We start from the raw sequence: 19,847 nt of genomic DNA, 5'->3' as shown, positions 1-19,847 counted from the left end.
TTCTGCTCATGTTGGCAAAACCCTATCCTACGACACTTAAGCCTTTTCGTCAGGTATCAGGCAGGCTTCGACCACCTGCAACTGGTTATCCTTGGCGAACTCCTTAACGAAGTTGTAAGCCATCGGCTGGATTTCGCGCAGGCCTTCGTTGACGACGACGGCCTTGATGCCATTCACGACGGTCGGGGTAACATAGGGCGAGAACTGCAGGTGGGCGTGGCGCCCGCCTGAGCCTTCCGGGCGGAAGCACGACAGGACACCGGCCAGTCGTTCCGCCCAGTCGCTTGGACGGAATTGTTTGCCGTCGGTCGTCAGCCCAAGAATGAAAAACTCGCTGGCCATATACCTGAAACCCAGTTGCTGTAAGGAACCCCAGTATTATATCTTATAGAAGACTTGAACGGGGTGCCGGGTTCAGCTCATTTTAGCCGAGCCACACCGCCCCGGACAGCAACAGCAGCAACATCATCCACAGCAGCAACGCGCGCCACACCAGTCCGACGGTGCTTTGCAGGGCGCGCACACCCGGCTCGTCGCCCGGCAACTGGTCCACTTCCATGTCGCTGATATCAACGGTGGCGGCATCGGATGGAATGATCTTGGCCGCGTTTTCGTTCGGCGTGCCGAGGCGCACGCCCATGGCGCCGCCGCCGGCCGACAGGATGATGCCGATCGCCTCGTCCTTCCAGCGATGGGCAAAATTGCGCCAGGCGTAGATCGCATCCTCGAAATTGCCGACAACGGCGAAAGCCACGGCAGTCAGGCGGGCGGGAATCCAGTCGATCCAGTAGAAGGCCTTGGCGGCAAAGATGCCAAAGGCCTCCTGTCGCATGTGCTCAGGTTCATTCCAGGCGCGGGCCAGGTATTCGGACACGCGGTACAGGATGGCGCCGCAGGGACCGAGCGGCATCAGGAACCAGAAGAACACGCCGAACACATTGCGGTGGGTGGTGATCAGCGCCTTTTCCACGGCGACGCGGGAGATTTCGGTCACTTCCATGCCGACGGTGTCTATCTTGCACCACTCGGCCAGCAGCGCGCGCGCCTGGCTTTCGTCGCCGGCGTTCAGGGCAAGCTGGATCGAGGTGAAGTAATGGCTGTAATGGCGGAAACCCAGCGTCAGGTAGACGATCAGCACATTCCAGGCGAAGGCGGCCAGCACCAGGTTGTAGCGCAGCAGCAGCCAGTACACCAGGCCGGCGGGCAGCGTCAGCACGCCCATCAGGAGGAACCAGCCAATGCGGCCATGGCTCGCGTGTCCGGCATTGAACCACTGCTCCATGCGCACGGCCAGGCTCTTGATTTCCGCCCAGATCGGGTTGTCCGCTCGCAGGGGCTTCAGTTGCTCAAACAGCAAGGCCACGAGAATGGAGAGAAAAGTCATCTAAATCCTTTGATTAGCAGTACCACAATGCCCGCTACGATAGCTTATGCGCGCAAGAAATGAAACAGGTTGCGCAGCATGCCAGCCGTTGCGCCCCAGATAAAATAATTCTGATAAGGCATCGCGTAGAACGTGCGGCGCCCGTTCGGCAGCTCGGCAGCCAGGCGCTGGTGGTTGGCGCCGTCCATCAGGAACTGGAACGGCACTTCGAAGATTTCCGCCACTTCGAACGGGTCGGCCTTCAGCGCGAACGGCGGCGTCACCAGGCCTACTACCGGCGTCACGGCGTAGCCTGTGCCCGTGTAGTACAAAGGCAGCGTGCCGATGACGTCGATGTGCCGGCGATCGAGGCCAATCTCCTCCTCCGTTTCGCGCAGCGCGGTGTCGACGGCATCGGCATCGGCCGGTTCGGCGCGGCCGCCGGGAAAGGCCACCTGCCCGGCGTGGTCGTTCAAATGCGCCGTGCGCATCGTCAGCAGCAGGTAGATGCCGTCATCGCGCAGCACCAGGGGCACCAGTACCGCGGCCGGCGTCGGCTCGCCGCGATGCAGTCCAAGTGGCGGTTCGGACGGTTCGGGCGTCCATTCGGGCGGCGCAGCGAAGCGCTGGCGCAGCCAATCCGGTGCCAGGCGCTCCAGCAGCACGGCCGCTTCGCCGGCGATCGCTTCAATCGGCAACTGGGTCGGGTCGAAAGGTGTTTTGGCCATACCCGGCATTGTACCAACTGCCCTCCTGCGCACACGCGTATTGCGCTGGCTCAACGTGCGCGCGTTGCAGCGGCCTAGACTTGACCGATGCCTTCGCACTCGCCGCCTGCCCATTACGACTCCCCTTGGAAGGCCGCACTGACTTCGCTGGGCAGCGCTCTTGCTGGAAGGCCTGTTGACTCGGCGCTTTGGCCCGCTACCCAAGACTGTGAAGAAAAAGCTGGCCGCGGCGGACCTGGAACAGCTTGGAGCATGGAGCCAGGCCATCCTCGAAGCCGAAACGTTGAGGCAAGTGTTCAAATAAAAAAGGACGCCCGAAAGCGTCCTTTCCGAATCCAATACCGGGGTATGGATTACTCTGCTGCAGCCGCTTTGCGGTTTGGCAGCTTTTCCTTGATACGTGCGGACTTGCCCGAACGCTCACGCAGGTAGTACAGCTTGGCGCGGCGCACGTCACCACGACGCTTCACTTCGATCGAAGCGATCAGCGGGGAGTACAGCTGGAAGGTACGTTCAACGCCTTCGCCGGACGAGATCTTACGAACGATGAAGTTCGAGTTCAGGCCGCGGTTACGACGAGCGATAACAACGCCTTCGTAAGCCTGGGCGCGCTTGCGGGTGCCTTCGACTACGTTTACGTTGACGATCACGGTGTCGCCAGGTGCGAACTCAGGGATGTTCTTGCCCAGGCGAGCGATTTCTTCTTGTTCCAGTTGCTGGATCAGGTTCATTGTATGACTCCTATTACCATCTTGCCGGCGCGATCAAGGATGCCCGGTAGAGGATGGGGTTGAAACACGGCAGGCAACATGCCTGCCACGGTACTACGACGGATTTTTATAAACCCGACAAAAACTTTTCATCCTTCTTCGAGAGCAGGCCGGCTTCGCGCGCCTTCACCAGCAGGTCGGGACGCTTGCGCGCTGTCGCTTCCAGCATGCGCTCACGACGCCACTTCTCGATCTCGGCGTGGTTGCCGCCTAAAAGCACGGGTGGCACCGCCTCGCCTTCGTAAATCTCAGGCCGCGTATAGTGCGGCGAATCCAGCAAGCCGTTGACGAACGAGTCTTCGACTGCGGAAGCATCGGTATTCAGCACGCCCGGCAGTTGGCGCACCACGGCATCCATCAGGGCCATGGCAGGCAGCTCGCCGCCGGACAGCACGAAATCGCCGAGGCTGATTTCTTCATCGACGCAGCGGTCCAGCAAACGCTGGTCCACCGCCTCGTAGCGGCCGCACAGTATCACGAGGCCGGGTTCCTGCTTCAGCTGCATCACCCGTTCATGCGTCAGCTGTTTGCCTTGCGGCGACATGTACACCACGCGCGGCGCCGGCAGGCCGGAAACCACCTGGCGCTGCTTAGCGGCCTCGATGGTCTGCTCCAGCGGCTTGGCCAGCATCACCATCCCCGGACCGCCGCCGTAAGGGCGGTCATCCACGGTGCGGTGATTGTCAGTGGTGAAATCGCGCGGATTCCACAACGACAGGCCCCAGCGCTTCTGCTCGAACGCACGGCGGGTAACGCCGGACTGCGTCAGGGCAGCAAACATCTCGGGGAACAGGGTAATGACGTCGAATTGCATTGTGCGGTTCCGGATTAGTAATCCAGGCCCCAGTCCACGATGATCTGCTTCGCGTCCTTGTCCACCTTGATAACAAACTGGCTTACAAACGGGATCAGGCGCTCTTGCGCCTTACCTTCAGCCTCGTATTCGACGCGCAGGATGGATTGTGGTCCATTGCTCATCATGTCCGCGACTGTGCCAAGGCTTTCGCCCTGTTGATTCTCAACTGCCAGGCCGATCAGGTCGCCCCAGTAGTATTCATCCTCTTCCAGCTGCGGGAAATCGGCACGCGACACGAACACCGATGCACCTTTCAGCGCTTCCGCTTCGTCGCGGTCCGTCATCCCGACGATCTGGGTGACGACGTCGCCACCATGCAGCTTAGCCCGCTTGACTTCAACGTCACGCAGGCTTGGCTTGTCGAGCCACCAGGTGGTGGCATGCAGCAGCGCATCTGCTTCGGTGGAGAAGGGTCGGACACGGACCCCGCCGGCGATGCCATAGGCACCTGAAACAAAGCCGACCTGAACCAGGTCAGCCGGGGCTTGCGCCCCAGATGCGGTCTTGCTGCTCAAAACTTGAAGCTACTATTAAGCAGCCTTCTGGCCAGCAACCAGCTTGGCAACAGCTGGGGACAGCTGAGCGCCAACGCCTTGCCAGTAAGCCAGACGGTCAGCAGCAACGCGGAAGGTTTCTGCCTGGCCGGTAGCCATTGGGTTGAAGAAGCCGATACGCTCTACGAAACGGCCGTCACGACGATTGCGGGAATCGGTTGCAACGATGTTGTAGAAAGGACGCTTCTTGGCGCCACCACGAGCTAAACGAATAACGACCATAATAATTCCAAAAAAGTGTGCTGAGTCGGAAAAAGCCGCAAATTATAGCGCGCTTTAACTCCAACCGGCAAGATTAATCAAATTGGTGGGGAATTGGACAATCCGGGATTATCCCCTGAACTGGCCTCGGCGGCAACAGCTTTGTTGTGCGATACTGCCGGTTTTTCGGACTTTTCGGCAGCAATCATGTCTGTTTTACACAAGAACAAAACTTTCGCCACCCTGCTTGCCGCCGTCACCGGCGGCATCGGCCTGCACCGCTTCTACCTGCGCGGCCTGGCCGACAAATGGGGCTGGCTGCATGCCGCCAGCCTGCTTGGCTGCGCCGCCGTGTTTGCGGTGTGGCCGAAAGCCGATCCCTACTTCCTGCTGCTGCCCCTGACCCTGTCCATCCTGGCTGCCATCCTCGAAGCCCTGGTGCTGGGCCTGATGCCCGATGAAGAATGGGACGCCGCATTCAACGCCGGCTCAGGCAAGCAATCCAATTCGCGCTGGCCACTGGCCGTTGTGTTGGTGACCACCCTGATGTTCGGCGCCTTCGGCCTGATTGCCGCCATCGCCCGCCTGAACGACCTGCTCTACACCGGCGGCATCTACGGCTGAGCCCGTGTCACACCCTGGGGTCACACCCGAAATGTGACACGAACTCTGCCACATTGCGCCTGAGTCCGTGTCACACCTTGGGGTGTGACCCCAAGGTGTGACACGGCCTCATGTGCGGATAACGTCTTGTCACAATTTACCATTCCATTCGGCAACTATTGACCTATACTCCCTAGCACCACAACCGCTTTTGGAGAACCAAATGAAAGTAATTAAATTCCTCTTGCCAGCAATCCTGGCCGTAACGGTTACCGGCGCCCACGCGCAACCGAAGAAGCACGTGTGCGCCGATTGCGGCACCGTGACGGCGGTTAAGGTCATTGAAAAAGACGGCGAAGGCGGCGCGACCGGCATGATTGCCGGCGGTATCGCTGGCGGCCTGCTCGGCAACCAAGTAGGCGGCGGCACCGGCAAGACCCTTGCCACCGTGGCGGGTGCCGCCGGCGGCGCCTATGCCGGCAAGAAGATCGAAGGCAAAATGAACAAGGTCAAGGAATGGCACGTGACCGTCAAGTACGAAACCGGCAAGGTCGGCACCGTCGTACTAAAGAATGATCCTAACCTGCGCAACGGCGACCACGTCAAGCGCCAAAACGGCGGCCTGAACCGCATCTGATTCTGCTCACCCCGTTACGGCGCAAGCCGCAACCGTCGGCAGCGCTCAGGGCAAGCGATTCTCAACCTGGGCGCATATGATCAGGCGGGCAATTTCATGCCCGTCGCGAAAAGAGTAATCCCGCCCCCGCGCCGGCTAGCAAGCCGGCGCAAGTCCGATTGAACACCACCTTGCCGCGCGGTTGCGCAAACCACTTCTGCATGCGGGCGCCCATCCAGGCATAAGCCGCCAGCGCCACCACTTCCAGCAGCAGAAACAAGACGCCGAGCACGAAGAACTGCGCGCCCACCGCCCCCGCGGGATCGACGAATTGCGGCAGGAATGCGGTGAATATCAGGATCGCTTTCGGGTTGCCCGCTGCCACAAAGAACTCCTGCCGCGCCAACTGCCACCAGTCCGCCGCCGGCGTTGCGCCAGCGGCTTGCCCGCCTGCCTCGGCGTGCCAGAGCTGCCACGCCAGGTAGAACAGATAGATCGCACCGAAGGTCTTGATCACGTAGAACAGCAATTCCGAAGTATGCAATACCGCCGCCAGCCCGGCCGAGGCCAGCGCGATCATGCCCGCAAAGGCCACCAGCCGTCCGGCGCCCGCCAGGCATGAGCGGCGAAAGCCATAGCGCGTAGCATTACTGACAGAGAGCAGGTTGTTCGGGCCCGGCGCCATGTTCAGCGCAAAACAAGCTGGTACGAACAGCATGAGGGTTGAAGCGTCCATGGCCGGCTCCATATTGAAATTTTAGATAATATACAACGTCAAAACGCGCAAGGAGACATCGTGACAGACAATACCACGCCATACTTCCCGCCTCAGTGGCAGCCACTGGTCGATCGCGCCGCAAGCGCCTTGCGCGAACTGGCCGTCAATGAAGCTGCCAAGGCGCGCTTCCTCGAAGATCCGATGCTGCGCCCCTATATGGAGCGCGTATCCAAGCGCTATGTTGCAGGCAGCACCGTGGCGGACGTGGTCGTGCGCGCCGCCATGATCAACCAGAACGGTCACCGCGCTTCCGCTGAATACATGGGCGAGAGTGTGCGCGACGAGGCTTTCGCCAACGCAGAGACCGGCGTTTTCCTGCAACTGGTGCAGGCCATTGGCGAGCAGCGCCTCGACTGCTCGATCTCGTTCGACCTGTCGCATGTGGGCTCACTGGTCGATCCGGAACTGGGTTATCGCAACGCGCGCCGCATCGCCCGTGCGGCCCAGGAAATCGAGCAGGAAGTCATGATCTCGATGGAGGCGTCGGACCGCACGTCCGGCATTTACGAAACTTACAGCCGCCTGCATGATCAGGATGGCCTGACGAACGTCGGCATTACCGTGCCTGCCAAACTGCATCGTACTGCCAACGACTTGCCGGCGCTGCTGCGCCACCCAGGCCGCATCCGCCTGGTCAAGGGTGCGATGTTCGAACCGGTTGACATTGCCTATGCCCGCAACAGCCCCGAACTGGCGTCGGCCTACCGCCGCTATGCGGCACTGCTGCTGCGCAGTGGCCACAAATGCTCGATCGCCACGCATGACCGCGCTATCCAGGACGAGCTGGTGGCCATGGTGCGCGCTGAGGGCATCGCCAGCGGCCCCTACGAATTCGAGTCCCTTATCGGCCTGGGCGAACAGAACATCGCCGACCTGCGCGACGCGGGATTTGCCACGCGCGAGTATGCGGTCTTTGGAATGGACTACTTTTTGTACGTATTGAACCGCATTTCCGAAGAACCTGTCCGCGTCTACCAGGCGGTCGTAGACGCCTTGGGTGCAGCATGATGCGCCGCTGGCTTGCCGCCACCACGTTTGCCGCTGCCGCCATCGCTGGGCTGACGTCTGGCGCCGCACATGCGCAATCGGTAGCGGTTACGATCGATGATGGCCCGAACGCGGGCGACACGCCGCGCATGTCTGCGCAAGAGCGCAATCAGGCCATACTGGATGCGCTGGCAAGGCACCGCGTGCAGGCCGCACTGTTCGTCACCGCCGGCTACGGCGCCAACACGCCGCAGGGCCTGCCCCTGCTGCAAGCCTGGAGCAAAGCCGGCCATGCGATTGGCAACCATACCGTCAGCCATCCCGACCTGGAAAAAGTCACGCTGGCCGAGTACCAGCGCCAGGTAATGGAGTGCGACCGCCTGATCAGCACCCAGCCCGGCTACCAGAAATGGCTGCGCTTTACCTATCTGCGCGAAGGCAATACCCCGGAAAAGATCGACGGCATGCGCAAGTTTTTGCGCGAGCATGGCTACCGCAATGCGCAAGTGAGCCTGGACACCAGCGATTGGCGCCTGAACGAGAAGCTGGAGCAGACGCTGGAAAAAGACCCGAAGGCCGACGTCAGCGCGATCCGCACCGCTTACCTGGCCCACGTGAAGCAACGCGCGCTGGCATACCGCGAGCTGTCGCAGCAACTGCAGGGGCGCGAGATCGCGCAAGTGCTGCTGCTGCATCACAACCTGCTCAACGCTTTATGGCTGGATGACGTGCTGACGCAATTTGAGCAAATGGGCTGGAAGATCATCACGCCGGCGGAGGCATTTTCCGATCCGATATACAGGTTGGAGCCGGTGCGAAAAGCTGCGGGACAGAGCTTGCTGCTGTCGCTGGGACGCATCCTGGGGCTGGGCTCAATGCCAGGCGGCGAACGCCTGGTCGATGACGGCGATTACGAGATCGCCGAGCTGGCGAAGAAGGGACTGTAACACCCGGCAGAAAAATAGTCGTCCGTTTTTCGGTTGCCGGTCTGGCCGGCTCCTCGCTAAGCTCCTGTCATCACAGCAACCGGAATCTATTTCATGTCTCCCTTCTTTTCCCCTACCCTGCTGCTGGCCAACGCCTGGGACGCGTCCAGCGCGCAGGCCGCCGAAGCAGCGGGCTATAAAGCCATCGGCACCTCCAGTGCAGCAATCGCTGCCATGCTGGGCTACCAGGACGGCGAGCAGTTGCCTTTCGACGAGTTGCTGTACATCGTGCGCCGCATCCTTGCCAGCACCGCACTGCCACTTAGCGTCGACATCGAAGCTGGCTACGGCGACAGCAATAATGCGGTCATCGCCAATATCGCGCGGTTGGCGGAACTGGGCGTGGCAGGCATCAATATCGAAGACAGCCGAGTGCTGGGCGGGCACCGCGAACTGTTGCCTGCTGCGCATTTGGCCGAACGGCTGCGCGCGCTGCGCCCGGCCTTTCCCCGCCTGTTTCTCAACGCCCGTACCGACACCTTCCTGCTCGGCCACAACGCCGCGCTGCAGGAGACGCTTGCGCGCGGCCGCCTGTACGCGGCCGCCGGCGCCGACGGCCTGTTCGTGCCTGGGATCACGACACCCGCGGACATCCGCGAACTGACAGGTACAATTGGTTGCGCCGTCAACGTGATGTGCATGCCCGGCCTTCCCGATTTCGCCACGCTGGCCAAACTCGGTGTGCGCCGCATCAGCATGGGCAACTTCGTGCACGGTGTCATGGCGCGCCAGGCGCATGCCATGTTCGAGACGATCCGCAACCAGCAATCCTTCACCGCCCTCTTTGCCGATGAAATTCACTGATCCCGCCGACATCCAGCGCTGCTACCAGGCCCTGGTCGCACGCTCACCCGAGCATGTCGGCGCCTTTTATGCGGCAGTCAGGACCACCGGCATTTTCTGCCTGCCCACCTGCCGTGCACGCAAGCCGAAGGCGGAAAATGTCGACTTCTTTTCCGACATCAAGGAACCGCTGGCGCTGGGGTTCCGTCCCTGCAAGGTATGCCGGCCGACCGAGAACGCGCCGGACGTGCCGCCGCAGGTCGCCCGAGCGGTCGCGCTGGTGCGCGAGCAGCCCAAGCGGCGCATCCAGGATGCCGAACTGCGCGAGTTGGGCATCAGCCCCGAACTGGTACGACGCTGGTTCCAGAAACACCACGGCTTCAGTTTCCAGGCTTATCAACGCATGCTGCGCATCAACCTGGCCATGACGGAGCTCAAGGAAGGCCGCAGCACGACCGACGTGGCGCTCGACAGCGGCTATGAATCGCTCAGCGGCTTCGCTTATACCTACAAGAAGATGACCGGCAGTGCGCCTAGCCACGCCGCGCAGCAACTCGTACTGCACCGCTTTACCACGCCGCTGGGGCCAATGTTCGTTTGCGCCAGCGGGAATGGCGTGTGCTTACTGGAGTTCACAGACCGGCGCATGCTGGAAACCGAGTTCCGCGACTTGCAACGGCTATTCAAGGCCCGCATCCTGGCCGGCGAAAACGTGCATACGCGGGAGGCAGAGACCCAGATCGCCGAATACTTCGATGGCAAACGCCAGCAGTTCAGCGTGACGCTCGATGCGCCGGGCAGCGACTTCCAGCGCAGCGTCTGGAATGCCCTGCGTGGAATGAAGTTCGGGGAAGTGACGCATTACGCCGACCTGGCAGCGCGCCTGGGGGCGCCCAACTCGGTGCGGGCCGTGGCCGGAGCAAACGGAGCAAACCGCATTGCGATCATCATTCCCTGCCATAGGATTATCGGCAAGGATGGATCGCTGACAGGATATGGCGGAGGATTGGCGCGCAAGGAATGGCTCCTTGCGCATGAAGGGCGGCGCGAAGGCCGCCCCAGTTCAGCTTAGAACTGCTCGACGTCCAGGCCCAGCACACCTGCGCTGCCATCAACGATGGCGGCGCGCATGCCGGAGGAGCCGGACAGGATGTGGTCGGCGAAGAAGCGCGCGGTCACGATCTTGGCGTGGTAGAACGATGCATCGCCTTCGCCTGCCGACAGCTTGGACTGCGCGATCAGCGCGGCTCGGCCCATCTGCCAGCCGCCGAACACGATGCCGGCCAGCTTCAGATACAGCACGGAACCGGAGAACACGCCCTTGATGTCCGACTTGGCGTGGTTGACAACGAAGTCCACCACCGCTTCCAGGTCGTCCGCACCTTGCACCAGGTGCCTGCGGATCGCAGCGAAGTCAGGGCTGTTCACGCCAGCCAGTTCTCCGGCGGTCGCGCGCACTTGCGCGATGATCGACTTGGCCAGCGCACCGCCGTCGCGAACCGTCTTGCGGCCGATCAGGTCATTGGCCTGGATCGCGGTAGTGCCTTCGTAGATGGTCAGGATCTTGGCATCGCGGTAGTGCTGCGCCGCGCCGGTTTCCTCGATGAAGCCCATGCCGCCGTGCACTTGCACGCCGTCGCGGGTCACGTTCTCGGACATCTCGGTCGACCAGCCCTTCACGATCGGCACCAGGTACTCGTATACAGCCTGGTTGGCGGCACGCACCTCTGCGTCGGCATGGTGGTGTGCCACATCGTGGATGCCGGCAGCCACATAAGCCAGCGCACGCGCTGCTTCGGTCTGGGCGCGCATCGACATCAGCATGCGGCGCACGTCCGGATGGTTGATGATCGCCACGCCGGCTGGCGAGCCGTTCAGGTCGCGCGACTGTACACGGTCCTTGGCGAAGGTTACGGCTTGCTGGTAAGCGCGTTCCGCCAGACCCACGCCCTGCATGCCGACGCCGAAGCGGGCTGCGTTCATCATGATGAACATGTATTCCAGGCCGCGGTTTTCCTCGCCCACCAGATAGCCGACAGCGCCGCCGTTGTCGCCGAACTGCAGCACGGCGGTCGGGGATGCCTTGATGCCCAGCTTGTGCTCGATCGACACGCAGTGCGCGTCGTTGCGCTCGCCCAGCGAACCATCGGCGTTGACCATGAACTTAGGCACGATGAACAGCGAGATACCCTTCACGCCTGGAGGCGCATCGGGAGTACGTGCCAGCACCAGGTGGATGATGTTCTCGGCCATGTCGTGCTCACCGTAGGTGATGAAGATCTTGGTGCCGAAAATCTTGTAGGTGCCGTCGCCCTGCGGCACGGCGCGGGTGCGCACGGCGGCCAGGTCGGAGCCTGCCTGCGGTTCGGTCAGGTTCATGGTGCCGGTCCACTTGCCGGTCACCAGAGGCTCCAGGTAGGTCGCCTTCTGCTCGTCGGAACCGGCGGTGAGCAGCGCTTCGATCGCGCCATCGGACAGCAATGCGACCAGCGCGAACGACAGGTTCGAGCCGTGCAGCATTTCCACGCAGGGGGTGCCGATCAGCTTCGGCAAGCCCTGGCCGCCGAACTCCGTCGGGTGCTGCAGGCCCTGCCAGCCAGCTTCAGCGAACTGCTTGAAGGCTTCCTTGAAGCCTTTGGAGGTGGTCACCTTGCCATCTGCCCAGGAGCTTGGCTCTTTGTCTGCCGCGTGGTTGAGCGGGGCGATCACGCCGCTCACGAACTTCGCGTTCTCTTCCAGTACGGCTTCCGCGGTTTCCGCGTTTGCATCTTCACAGCCTGGCAGTGCGGATACGCCAGCCAGGTTCGCCAGTTCGTTCATCACGAACAGCATGTCTTTCATTGGGGCTTGATAGCTCATTTATATCTCCACAAATCTCCAGAAACCAGTAAAACGGGGTCTGACCCACAGGGTCAGACCCCGATCAGGCGGCCGTCGCGGGCCAGTGCCAGACCCCATGGATCTGACACTGTTTTACCGGTTTTAACCCAGTTCCTTGACCAGTTGAGGAACAACCTCGAACAGGTCGCCCACGATGCCGTAATCGGCAACGGAGAAGATCGGGGCTTCAGGGTCTTTGTTCACAGCGACGATGACCTTGGAATCCTTCATGCCAGCCAAGTGCTGGATCGCGCCGGAGATACCGACAGCGATGTACAGGGAAGGAGCAACGATCTTGCCGGTCTGGCCAACCTGCCAGTCGTTCGGCACGAAGCCTGCGTCCACTGCAGCGCGCGATGCGCCCATGGCGGCGTTGAGCTTGTCGGCCAGCGGTTCCAGGATCTTGAAGGCGTCAGCGGAGCCCATGCCGCGGCCACCGGAAACGATGATCTTGGCAGCGGTCAGTTCCGGACGGTCCGACTTGGCCAGCTCGCGGCCAACGAAAGCGGACTTGCCGAAATCGGCGGCCGCAGCCACGGTTTCCACAGCAGCGGAACCGCCTTCGGCAGCAGCGTCGAAACCGGTGGTGCGGACGGTGATGACTTTTACTTTGTCCGACGATTGCACGTAGGCGATCGCGTTGCCGGCGTAGATTGGGCGCTCAAAGGTGTCAGGCGCGTCAACTTTGGTGATTTCGGAGATCTGTGCCACGTCCAGTTTTGCTGCAACGCGTGGCAGGATGTTTTTGCCATAGGCGGTTGCCGGAGCCAGGATGTGGGTGTAACCGCCAGCGATCGCCAGGATCTGCTCGGAGACGTTTTCGGCCAGGCCGTCGGCGAAGTGGGCTGCGTCAGCGTGCAGCACTTTGGTGACGCCGGCGATCTTGGCGGCGGCGGCAGCTGCGGCGCCGGCATTGGAGCCAGCAACCAGCACGTGCACTTCGCCTGCGCACTTGGCGGCGGCGGTAACGGTGTGGAGGGTGCTGCCCTTCAGGGATGCGTTGTCGTGTTCTGCGATTACGAGTGCGACCATGATATTTTTTCCTTGAGTGAAAACCGGCAGGCCGGTGTCCGACCCAACGGGTCAGACACCTGCAGTTCCGGTTTTAGCAAATAATTAGATGACTTTAGCTTCGGTGCGCAGCTTGGACACCAGGGTCGCTACGTCAGGCACTTTGATACCAGCGGAACGCTTGGCAGGCTCGGCCACTTTCAGGGTTTTCAGGCGTGGGGTCACGTCGACGCCCAGGTCTTCCGGCTTGACGGTATCCAGCGGCTTCTTCTTCGCCTTCATGATGTTAGGCAGGGTCACGTAACGCGGCTCGTTCAGGCGCAGGTCGGTGGTCACGATGGCTGGCAGTTGCAGTGCCAGGGTTTCCAGGCCGCCGTCCACTTCGCGGGTCACGGTGACTTTGCCGTCGCCCAGCTCAACCTTCGATGCGAAGGTCGCTTGCGGCCAGCCCAGCAGGGCTGCCAGCATCTGGCCAACCTGGTTGGAGTCGTCGTCGATTGCCTGCTTGCCCAGGATGATCAGTTGCGGTTGCTCTTTGTCGGCAACGGCCTTCAGCAGCTTGGCCACAGCCAGCGGCTCCAGGTCCACGGCGGTTTCGATCAGTATGCCGCGGTCGGCGCCGATCGCCATGCCGGTGCGCAGGGTTTCCTGGCACTGGGTCACGCCGGCGGACACTGCAACCACTTCGGTTACTTTGCCAGCTTCTTTCAAGCGGGTCGCTTCTTCCAGTGCGATCTCGTCGAACGGGTTCATCGACATTTTGACGTTGGCGATATCTACGCCAGTGCCGTCGGATTTGACGCGCACTTTCACGTTGAAGTCGACGACGCGCTTGACAGGTACCAGGACTTTCATAGGTGTGCCTTTGAAAAAGAGATAAGTAAAATTAGTGGGCTAGATTATATTGGAATTCGATATCACTTATCGAATAAAAGCACGGTCGTGCGTTTTTTAAGTACAATCCGGCGCCGAAAATCAGCAACCGGTAGCATACCGCAGTTTTTACTTGCGGCGCATCAAAAACGTAAATTCAGTGCCCTGCTGGACATGGGACAAGAGTGCATTGCCAGTTTGCTTGGCAAAGGCCTGGAAGTCACGCACTGACCCTGGATCGGTCGCCACAATACGCAATACCTGGCCGCTTTCCAATTCCGCCAAGGCTTTCTTGGCTTTGAGGATAGGCAGCGGGCAATTCAGGCCGCGCGCGTCGAGGTCCTTATGAAATTCCATGGTCTCGGACTCGAGAGTAAGAGTTTCGCTCATCAATATCTCGCTTCTGTACTACTGGTTCCGACATACTACTCCAAAAATGGGCGTCTGACGCACTGCACCAAAATAGTTAATATTGCGTTGCAAAATCACAACGACATTGCAGTGTCGGAAAGGCCCGCCCTAGGAGGCGCGGGCCCACACCAGCTCTTAGATACGCGACTCCACCCATGCTGCAACGCCACCGAGCGCGCCTGGCAGTGCGTCCGGATTGGTGCCGCCAGCCTGCGCCATGTCAGGCCGGCCACCACCCTTGCCGCCCACTTGCTGTGCAACGAAGTTGACCAGTTCGCCCGCCTTGACCTTCGCGATCGCGTCGGCGGTCACGCCGGCGATCAGGCTCACCTTGCCGTCATTGACGGAAGCCAGCACGATGGCGGCAGACTTCAGCTTGTCCTTCAGCTTGTCCATGGTTTCGCGCAGCGCGGTAACGTCGGCGCCTTCCATGCTTGCAGCCAGGACTTTCAGGCCCTTGACGTCGACAGCCTTGGTCACCAGCTCGTCGCCCTGGCCGGAAGCCAGTTTCGACTTCAGCGCAGCCAGTTCTTTTTCCAGCGACTTCACCTGGTCCTGCACGGCGGTGATCTTGGAGGTCAGTTCTTCAGGGTTCGACTTCAGCGCAGCGGCGGCCTCGTTCAGCTTGCGGGCCATGCCCTGCACCAGCGCCAGCGCACCTTCGCCGGTCACGGCTTCCACGCGGCGGACGCCGGCAGCAACACCGCCTTCCGACACGATCTTGAACAGGCCGATATCGCCGGTGCGATGAACGTGCACGCCGCCGCACAGCTCTTTGGAGGAGCCGATGTCCATCACGCGCACTTCGTCGCCGTACTTCTCGCCGAACAGCGCCATCGCGCCGTGCTTCACGGCGTCGTCGAAGGACATGTGGTGCGACTGGGTCGCTGCGTTAGCCAGAATCTCGGCGTTGACAATCGCTTCCACCTTGGCGATTTCCTCGGCGGTCATCGGTTGGGTGTGGGAGAAGTCGAAACGTGCCTTGTCCGGATCGACCAGCGAGCCTTTCTGCGCCACGTGGGAACCCAGCACTTCGCGCAGGGCCTTGTGCATCAGGTGGGTCGCCGAGTGGTTACGGATGGTGCGGCCACGCGCATGCTGGTCCACTTCCGCGCCGACAGCGTCGCCAACCTTCAGCGAACCGGATGCCAGCACGCCGTGGTGGCCGAACACGTCAGCCTGGATCTTCAGCGTGTCTTCCACTTCGAATTTGGCGCCGGCGGACTGGATCAGGCCCTGGTCGCCCACCTGGCCGCCGGATTCTGCGTAGAACGGGGTGGTGTCGAGGACGACGATGCCCTGCTCGCCTGCTTTCAGTTCCTGCACCGGTGCACCGTTGGCGTACAGGGCGATCACTTTCGAGTTGTGCTGCAGCTGGTCGTAGCCGACGAACTTGTTCTTCTCGCCGGAGTATTCGACATTGGCAGCCATCTTCTTGAATTTGCCGCCCTCGCGCGCCTTCTGCTTTTGCAGCGTCATCGCCACATTGAAGCCCTCTTCATCCAGCGTCACTTCGCGTTCGCGGCAGATGTCGGCGGTCAGGTCAAGTGGGAAGCCGTAGGTGTCGTACAGGGTGAAGGCGGTAGCGCCGTCCAGGTTCTTCGGATCCTTGGCCAGCTGGGCTTCCAGGATCTTCATACCGTTTTCCAGGGTTTCGCCGAATCGCTCTTCTTCCGCCTTCAGCACCTGGGCCACGCGGCCTTTGGCTTCAGCCAGCTCAGGATAGGCAACGCCCATTTCGGTATTCAGGTCTTCCACCAGTTTGTAGAAGAAGGCCTTGGTCTGGCCCAGCTTATGGCCGTGGCGCAGCGCGCGGCGGATGATGCGGCGCAGGACGTAGCCATGGCCTTCAGGGCCAGGAATGATGCCGTCGACGATCATGAAAGCAGCAGCACGGATGTGGTCAGCGATCACGCGCAGCGATTTGTTTTCCAGGTCGGTCGCGCCGGTCTCGCGGGCGGCAGCCTTGATCAGGGCCTGGAAGGAATCGATCTCGTAGTTCGAATGCACGTGCTGCAGGACAGCGGCCAGGCGTTCCATGCCCATGCCGGTATCGACGCAAGGCTTCGGCAGCTTGTGCATCACGCCTGCCTCGTCGCGGTTGAACTGCATGAACACCAGGTTCCAGATCTCGATGAAGCGGTCGCCATCTTCCTCGGCCGAGCCTGGAGGGCCGCCCCAGATGTCGGCGCCGTGGTCGTAGAAGATCTCGGTGCAAGGACCGCATGGGCCCGTGTCTGCCATCTGCCAGAAGTTATCCGAAGCGTAGCGCGATCCCTTGTTATCGCCGATACGGATGATGCGCTCCTTCGGCACGCCGATTTCGTTGGCCCAGATGTCGTAGGCTTCGTCGTCCTCGATGTAGACGGTGACGGTCAGCTTTTCCGGCGGCAGACCATAGACCTTGGTCAGCAGCTCCCAGGCGTACTGGATCGCATCGCGCTTGAAATAATCGCCGAAGCTGAAATTGCCCAGCATCTCGAAGAAGGTGTGGTGACGGGCGGTGTAGCCGACGTTTTCCAGGTCATTGTGCTTGCCGCCGGCGCGCACGCAGCGCTGCACGGTGGTGGCACGGGAATACGGGCGCACGTCCTGGCCCAGGAACACATCCTTGAACTGCACCATGCCGGAGTTGGTCAGCAGCAGGGTCGGGTCGTTGCCTGGCACCAGCGGGCTGGAACGGACAATCGTATGGCCCTTGGATTCGAAGAATTTCAGGAACTTTTCGCGAATTTCAGCAGATTTCATGTCGTAAAAGGTAGGTTGCAGGCTGGTGCAAAGGGTTGATTATACGTGAACAGATGGATAAAAACCGGTAAACCGATGTCAGACCCATAGGGTCGGACACCCGCAGCACCAGAGCCGCATAAACGAAAAGTGCCAGGCCCTGCGGGTCTGGCACTGGTTTACCGGTTTTCAGGTGAAGTCCGGCCCAATCAGGTCGATGCGGTCAGTGCAGAAGCCGTCCACGCCCAGGGAAAGAATCTCCCGCGCGCGCTCCGGCGTATTGATGGTGTAGCAAAACAGGCCATAGCCCGCTGCCTTCACTGCCCGCGCCTGTTCCGCTGAAAGGTATTTGTGGTTGGTGTGGATCGCCACGGCCTCAAGTTCGCGCGCTGTTTCGAGCCAATCGGCAGGAATCTTATCGAAAAGGCAAGCACGTGGCAGCTCAGGGGCCGCATCGCGCGCCGCCGCCAAAGCGGACATGCTGAAGGACGACAGCAAAGGCATTTGCGCCGGATCGCCCGCCGCCACTTCCGCAGCAAAACGGGCACGCGCCGTTTGCGCCACCCAGCGACCGGTCGCCTGGTCATGCCCCTCTGCCGGCTTGATCTCGATATTCATCCAGATCTTGTGCTCTTTGCAGTAGTCGACCCACTCCAGAAATAGCGGCACCGGCTCGCCGCGGAACTCCGGACCAAACCAGCGGCCGGCATCCATCTTCGCCAATTCCGCCGCCGTGAAGTTGGGGACATAGCCATCGCCGTACACCGTGCGCCCGAAATGCGGGTCGTGCATCACCACGCCGATGCCATCAGATGACAGCATGACGTCGAATTCCACCGCGCGAAAACCATAAGCCAGGCCGGCCCGCAGGCCGGCGACCGTGTTTTCCGGAGCCAGCGTACCGCCTCCGCGATGCGCAACGATTTTTGGGTAGGGCCACATGGATTAAGACACTAACACGGTTGGATGCGTTAAGCTAACGCTCCCTGAAAACAGTAGGAAGAAGACAACATGACCCCGAAGGCCCTTGGACACATTCGCGTACTGGATCTGAGCCGCGTGCTGGCCGGCCCGTGGTGTTCGCAGAACCTGGCCGACCTTGGCGCGGACGTGATCAAGATCGAGCGTCCCGGCAGCGGCGACGATACACGCGCTTGGGGACCTCCCTACGCCAAGGATGCCTCCGGCGCCGACACTACAGAAGCAGCCTACTACCTGTCCGCCAACCGCGGCAAGCGCTCGGTGACCTGCGATATTTCCAAGCCGGAGGGCCAGGCCCTGATCCGTGAACTGGCGAAGCACGCCGACGTCGTCCTGGAAAACTACAAAGTCGGCCAGCTGAAAAAATATGGCCTGGACTATGAGTCGCTGAAATTGGTAAAGCCGGACCTGGTGTACTGCTCCGTCACCGGCTTTGGCCAGGACGGACCCTATGCGCACCGCGCCGGCTACGACTTCCTGATCCAGGGCATGGGCGGCTTGATGTCCGTGACAGGCGAGCGCGACGACCTGCCGGGCGGCGGCCCGCAGAAAGCAGGCGTGGCGCTGACCGACCTGATGACCGGCATGTACTCCACCATCGCCATCCTGGCCGCCCTCACCCACCGCGACCGCACCGGCGAAGGCCAGTACATCGACATGGCGCTGCTGGACGTGCAGGTAGCGATGCTGGCCAATATGGGATCGAACTACCTAAATAGCGGCAAAGCACCCAAGCGCTGGGGCAACGCCCACGCCAATATCGTCCCATACCAGACCTTCGCCTGCGCCGACGGCTACATCATCGTCGCTACCGGCAACGATGGCCAATACCAGAAGTTTGTGGAAGTGGGCGGCCGTGCCGACTTGGCTTTCCACGAAAGCTACGCCACCAATCCGCTGCGCGTGAAGAACCGCGACGAACTGGTACCGATCCTGGCCGAAATGGTGAAGTCGCAGCCTCGCGACTGGTGGATCGAAAAACTGGAGGCAGTCGGCGTTCCCTGCGGCCCGATCAACGACCTGCATGACGTATTCAAGAACCCGCAAGTGCAAGCACGCGGCATGATGGTCGAAACCGCCCACCCGACCGCCGGCAAAGTGAAACTGGTCCGCAACCCAATGCGCCTGAGCGCCAGCCCGGCCGAAACCGACCTGGCTCCGCCCCTGCTTGGGCAACACACCGACGAAGTGCTGCGCGAAATTCTCGGCCGCAGCGACGCCGACATCGCCGAGCTCCGCAGCAAAGGCATCCTGTAACCGACACGGCCGAGCCCGTGTCACACCTTGGGGTCACACCCCGAGTGTGCACACCCCGAGTGTGACACGAACCCGGCCGTACTAAACGATGAGCCCGTGTCACACTTCGGGTGTGACCCCATGGGGTGACACGGGCTCGGCTGGTGCGTCTTTCAATGCAGGTGCTGTTTGAAGTCGAATAGTTCGCGGTGCATGAAGTTGACTGCGGCCTTCATCTCGGGCGTTACTTGCATGCGCTCGCTGGCGCAGACGCGGCGGGCCCGGGCGCCGAGCATCTCCATGTCGTCCACCAACTTGGGTACGTTGGCGTAGTCTTCACTCACCAGCATTTCGCTGATGTCGTCGGAGCGCCGATCCAGCTTCTGGATCGTGTCGCGCAGCTCGCCGGTCAGGTGGCGCTCGGCCGATAGGGCTTGCGCGGCCTGGCTGACGGCCATTTGGATGTTGCTGAGCCTGATACGGATTTCTCGATCGTGCATCAT

At 61.2% G+C, this 19,847-nt stretch carries 23 protein-coding genes; 8 read left to right on the top strand and 15 right to left on the bottom strand.

The window, feature by feature from the left end; all coding sequences use genetic code 11:
* Positions 1 to 36 precede the first annotated feature (36 nt).
* From ACWBU6_RS08620 to ACWBU6_RS08610, 3 genes are all read right to left on the bottom strand, one after another.
* The gene (locus ACWBU6_RS08620) at positions 37 to 342 is read right to left on the bottom strand and encodes a DUF3579 domain-containing protein (protein ID WP_452648395.1); all 306 of its coding nucleotides are present in this window, start codon (positions 340 to 342) and stop codon (positions 37 to 39) included.
* 82 nt (positions 343 to 424) lie between these two features.
* Positions 425 to 1,384, bottom strand: coding sequence for a CobD/CbiB family protein (locus ACWBU6_RS08615; protein ID WP_452648394.1), 960 nt, complete (start codon positions 1,382 to 1,384; stop codon positions 425 to 427).
* A 44-nt stretch (positions 1,385 to 1,428) separates the two neighbouring features.
* Positions 1,429 to 2,091 (bottom strand): CoA pyrophosphatase, encoded by a 663-nt coding sequence (locus tag ACWBU6_RS08610; protein ID WP_452648393.1) that lies wholly within the window; start codon positions 2,089 to 2,091, stop codon positions 1,429 to 1,431.
* A gap of 160 nt (positions 2,092 to 2,251) precedes the next feature.
* Here ACWBU6_RS08610 and ACWBU6_RS08605 point away from each other — a divergent pair, with 160 nt between their 5' ends.
* Positions 2,252 to 2,395, top strand: a complete 144-nt coding sequence (locus tag ACWBU6_RS08605; RefSeq protein ID WP_452648392.1) for a hypothetical protein — start codon at positions 2,252 to 2,254, stop codon at positions 2,393 to 2,395.
* Positions 2,396 to 2,444: 49 nt separating this feature from the next.
* Here the strand turns inward: ACWBU6_RS08605 and rplS are convergent, their stop codons facing one another.
* The 4 genes from rplS to rpsP form a co-directional block, all read right to left on the bottom strand.
* Positions 2,445 to 2,822 carry a 50S ribosomal protein L19 gene (rplS, locus tag ACWBU6_RS08600; protein WP_452648391.1) on the bottom strand — a complete coding sequence of 126 codons (378 nt, stop codon included), beginning with the start codon at positions 2,820 to 2,822 and terminating at the stop codon, positions 2,445 to 2,447.
* A gap of 106 nt (positions 2,823 to 2,928) precedes the next feature.
* Entirely contained in the window at positions 2,929 to 3,675 is a 747-nt protein-coding gene (trmD, locus tag ACWBU6_RS08595) for a tRNA (guanosine(37)-N1)-methyltransferase TrmD (protein ID WP_452648390.1), read from the bottom strand.
* Between the two features lie 14 nt (positions 3,676 to 3,689).
* Positions 3,690 to 4,232 (bottom strand): ribosome maturation factor RimM, encoded by a 543-nt coding sequence (rimM, locus tag ACWBU6_RS08590; RefSeq protein WP_452648389.1) that lies wholly within the window; start codon positions 4,230 to 4,232, stop codon positions 3,690 to 3,692.
* Positions 4,233 to 4,247: 15 nt separating this feature from the next.
* Complete coding sequence (gene rpsP / locus ACWBU6_RS08585; RefSeq protein ID WP_057261569.1) at positions 4,248 to 4,493, bottom strand: 30S ribosomal protein S16; 246 nt, start codon at positions 4,491 to 4,493, stop codon at positions 4,248 to 4,250.
* 186 nt (positions 4,494 to 4,679) lie between these two features.
* Here rpsP and ACWBU6_RS08580 point away from each other — a divergent pair, with 186 nt between their 5' ends.
* Together ACWBU6_RS08580 and ACWBU6_RS08575 are read left to right on the top strand one after the other, a co-directional pair.
* A complete protein-coding gene (locus ACWBU6_RS08580; protein WP_452648388.1) occupies positions 4,680 to 5,096 on the top strand; it encodes a hypothetical protein in 417 nt (138 codons plus the stop codon).
* Between the two features lie 202 nt (positions 5,097 to 5,298).
* Positions 5,299 to 5,712: a glycine zipper 2TM domain-containing protein gene (locus ACWBU6_RS08575; RefSeq protein ID WP_452648387.1), complete on the top strand. Its 414-nt coding sequence runs from the start codon at positions 5,299 to 5,301 to the stop codon at positions 5,710 to 5,712.
* 94 nt (positions 5,713 to 5,806) lie between these two features.
* Here the strand turns inward: ACWBU6_RS08575 and ACWBU6_RS08570 are convergent, their stop codons facing one another.
* Positions 5,807 to 6,427 carry a LysE family translocator gene (locus ACWBU6_RS08570; protein WP_452648386.1) on the bottom strand — a complete coding sequence of 207 codons (621 nt, stop codon included), beginning with the start codon at positions 6,425 to 6,427 and terminating at the stop codon, positions 5,807 to 5,809.
* 60 nt (positions 6,428 to 6,487) lie between these two features.
* Between ACWBU6_RS08570 and ACWBU6_RS08565 the strand changes: the two genes are divergently transcribed.
* The 4 genes from ACWBU6_RS08565 (at position 6,488) to ACWBU6_RS08550 (ending at position 10,297) form a co-directional block, all read left to right on the top strand.
* Positions 6,488 to 7,477 (top strand): proline dehydrogenase family protein, encoded by a 990-nt coding sequence (locus ACWBU6_RS08565; protein ID WP_452648385.1) that lies wholly within the window; start codon positions 6,488 to 6,490, stop codon positions 7,475 to 7,477.
* Complete coding sequence (locus ACWBU6_RS08560) at positions 7,474 to 8,403, top strand: polysaccharide deacetylase family protein (RefSeq protein ID WP_452648384.1); 930 nt, start codon at positions 7,474 to 7,476, stop codon at positions 8,401 to 8,403. Before ACWBU6_RS08565 ends, ACWBU6_RS08560 begins: the two co-directional genes overlap by 4 nt.
* A gap of 93 nt (positions 8,404 to 8,496) precedes the next feature.
* The gene (locus ACWBU6_RS08555; RefSeq protein WP_452648383.1) at positions 8,497 to 9,246 is read left to right on the top strand and encodes an isocitrate lyase/PEP mutase family protein; all 750 of its coding nucleotides are present in this window, start codon (positions 8,497 to 8,499) and stop codon (positions 9,244 to 9,246) included.
* Complete coding sequence (locus ACWBU6_RS08550; protein WP_452648382.1) at positions 9,233 to 10,297, top strand: bifunctional transcriptional activator/DNA repair enzyme AdaA; 1,065 nt, start codon at positions 9,233 to 9,235, stop codon at positions 10,295 to 10,297. Before ACWBU6_RS08555 ends, ACWBU6_RS08550 begins: the two co-directional genes overlap by 14 nt.
* On the opposite strand, the gene ACWBU6_RS08545 is transcribed toward ACWBU6_RS08550, so the two are convergent.
* From ACWBU6_RS08545 to ugpQ, 6 genes are all read right to left on the bottom strand, one after another.
* Positions 10,294 to 12,084 (bottom strand): acyl-CoA dehydrogenase, encoded by a 1,791-nt coding sequence (locus ACWBU6_RS08545; protein WP_452648381.1) that lies wholly within the window; start codon positions 12,082 to 12,084, stop codon positions 10,294 to 10,296. The two genes, ACWBU6_RS08550 and ACWBU6_RS08545, sit on opposite strands and share 4 nt — an antisense overlap.
* 123 nt (positions 12,085 to 12,207) lie before the next feature.
* Positions 12,208 to 13,137 (bottom strand): electron transfer flavoprotein subunit alpha/FixB family protein, encoded by a 930-nt coding sequence (locus ACWBU6_RS08540; RefSeq protein ID WP_452648380.1) that lies wholly within the window; start codon positions 13,135 to 13,137, stop codon positions 12,208 to 12,210.
* A gap of 84 nt (positions 13,138 to 13,221) precedes the next feature.
* Entirely contained in the window at positions 13,222 to 13,971 is a 750-nt protein-coding gene (locus tag ACWBU6_RS08535; RefSeq protein ID WP_452648379.1) for an electron transfer flavoprotein subunit beta/FixA family protein, read from the bottom strand.
* Positions 13,972 to 14,118: 147 nt separating this feature from the next.
* Complete coding sequence (locus ACWBU6_RS08530; protein WP_090443023.1) at positions 14,119 to 14,346, bottom strand: sulfurtransferase TusA family protein; 228 nt, start codon at positions 14,344 to 14,346, stop codon at positions 14,119 to 14,121.
* Positions 14,347 to 14,535: 189 nt separating this feature from the next.
* Complete coding sequence (gene alaS, locus ACWBU6_RS08525) at positions 14,536 to 17,148, bottom strand: alanine--tRNA ligase (RefSeq protein ID WP_452648378.1); 2,613 nt, start codon at positions 17,146 to 17,148, stop codon at positions 14,536 to 14,538.
* A 168-nt stretch (positions 17,149 to 17,316) separates the two neighbouring features.
* Complete coding sequence (gene ugpQ / locus ACWBU6_RS08520; RefSeq protein ID WP_452648377.1) at positions 17,317 to 18,069, bottom strand: glycerophosphodiester phosphodiesterase; 753 nt, start codon at positions 18,067 to 18,069, stop codon at positions 17,317 to 17,319.
* A gap of 69 nt (positions 18,070 to 18,138) precedes the next feature.
* Here ugpQ and ACWBU6_RS08515 point away from each other — a divergent pair, with 69 nt between their 5' ends.
* On the top strand, positions 18,139 to 19,365 hold the full coding sequence (locus ACWBU6_RS08515) for a CaiB/BaiF CoA transferase family protein (protein WP_452648376.1): 1,227 nt from the start codon (positions 18,139 to 18,141) through the stop codon (positions 19,363 to 19,365).
* A 152-nt stretch (positions 19,366 to 19,517) separates the two neighbouring features.
* On the opposite strand, the gene ACWBU6_RS08510 is transcribed toward ACWBU6_RS08515, so the two are convergent.
* On the bottom strand, positions 19,518 to 19,847 hold the full coding sequence (locus ACWBU6_RS08510; RefSeq protein ID WP_130315077.1) for a hypothetical protein: 330 nt from the start codon (positions 19,845 to 19,847) through the stop codon (positions 19,518 to 19,520).

Source organism: Pseudoduganella sp. HUAS MS19 (assembly GCF_053615455.1).
This window is presented reverse-complemented; position numbering and strand designations above follow the sequence as displayed.

Excerpts from the sequence above, each read along its gene's own strand:
- trmD (WP_452648390.1), bottom strand. The coding sequence starts at position 3,675 with ATGCAATTCGACGTCATTACCCTGTTCCCCGAGATGTTTGCTGCCCTG.
- ACWBU6_RS08580 (WP_452648388.1), top strand. The coding sequence starts at position 4,680 with ATGTCTGTTTTACACAAGAACAAAACTTTCGCCACCCTGCTTGCCGCC.
- ACWBU6_RS08515 (WP_452648376.1), top strand. The coding sequence starts at position 18,139 with ATGACCCCGAAGGCCCTTGGACACATTCGCGTACTGGATCTGAGCCGC.
- ACWBU6_RS08570 (WP_452648386.1), bottom strand. The coding sequence starts at position 6,427 with ATGGACGCTTCAACCCTCATGCTGTTCGTACCAGCTTGTTTTGCGCTG.
- ACWBU6_RS08560 (WP_452648384.1), top strand. The coding sequence starts at position 7,474 with ATGATGCGCCGCTGGCTTGCCGCCACCACGTTTGCCGCTGCCGCCATC.
- ACWBU6_RS08550 (WP_452648382.1), top strand. The coding sequence starts at position 9,233 with ATGAAATTCACTGATCCCGCCGACATCCAGCGCTGCTACCAGGCCCTG.
- ACWBU6_RS08610 (WP_452648393.1), bottom strand. The coding sequence starts at position 2,091 with ATGGCCAAAACACCTTTCGACCCGACCCAGTTGCCGATTGAAGCGATC.
- ACWBU6_RS08615 (WP_452648394.1), bottom strand. The coding sequence starts at position 1,384 with ATGACTTTTCTCTCCATTCTCGTGGCCTTGCTGTTTGAGCAACTGAAG.
- ugpQ (WP_452648377.1), bottom strand. The coding sequence starts at position 18,069 with ATGTGGCCCTACCCAAAAATCGTTGCGCATCGCGGAGGCGGTACGCTG.
- ACWBU6_RS08535 (WP_452648379.1), bottom strand. The coding sequence starts at position 13,971 with ATGAAAGTCCTGGTACCTGTCAAGCGCGTCGTCGACTTCAACGTGAAA.
- ACWBU6_RS08620 (WP_452648395.1), bottom strand. The coding sequence starts at position 342 with ATGGCCAGCGAGTTTTTCATTCTTGGGCTGACGACCGACGGCAAACAA.
- ACWBU6_RS08510 (WP_130315077.1), bottom strand. The coding sequence starts at position 19,847 with ATGATGCACGATCGAGAAATCCGTATCAGGCTCAGCAACATCCAAATG.
- alaS (WP_452648378.1), bottom strand. The coding sequence starts at position 17,148 with ATGAAATCTGCTGAAATTCGCGAAAAGTTCCTGAAATTCTTCGAATCC.
- ACWBU6_RS08575 (WP_452648387.1), top strand. The coding sequence starts at position 5,299 with ATGAAAGTAATTAAATTCCTCTTGCCAGCAATCCTGGCCGTAACGGTT.
- rpsP (WP_057261569.1), bottom strand. The coding sequence starts at position 4,493 with ATGGTCGTTATTCGTTTAGCTCGTGGTGGCGCCAAGAAGCGTCCTTTC.
- rplS (WP_452648391.1), bottom strand. The coding sequence starts at position 2,822 with ATGAACCTGATCCAGCAACTGGAACAAGAAGAAATCGCTCGCCTGGGC.
- ACWBU6_RS08540 (WP_452648380.1), bottom strand. The coding sequence starts at position 13,137 with ATGGTCGCACTCGTAATCGCAGAACACGACAACGCATCCCTGAAGGGC.
- ACWBU6_RS08530 (WP_090443023.1), bottom strand. The coding sequence starts at position 14,346 with ATGGAATTTCATAAGGACCTCGACGCGCGCGGCCTGAATTGCCCGCTG.
- ACWBU6_RS08555 (WP_452648383.1), top strand. The coding sequence starts at position 8,497 with ATGTCTCCCTTCTTTTCCCCTACCCTGCTGCTGGCCAACGCCTGGGAC.
- ACWBU6_RS08545 (WP_452648381.1), bottom strand. The coding sequence starts at position 12,084 with ATGAGCTATCAAGCCCCAATGAAAGACATGCTGTTCGTGATGAACGAA.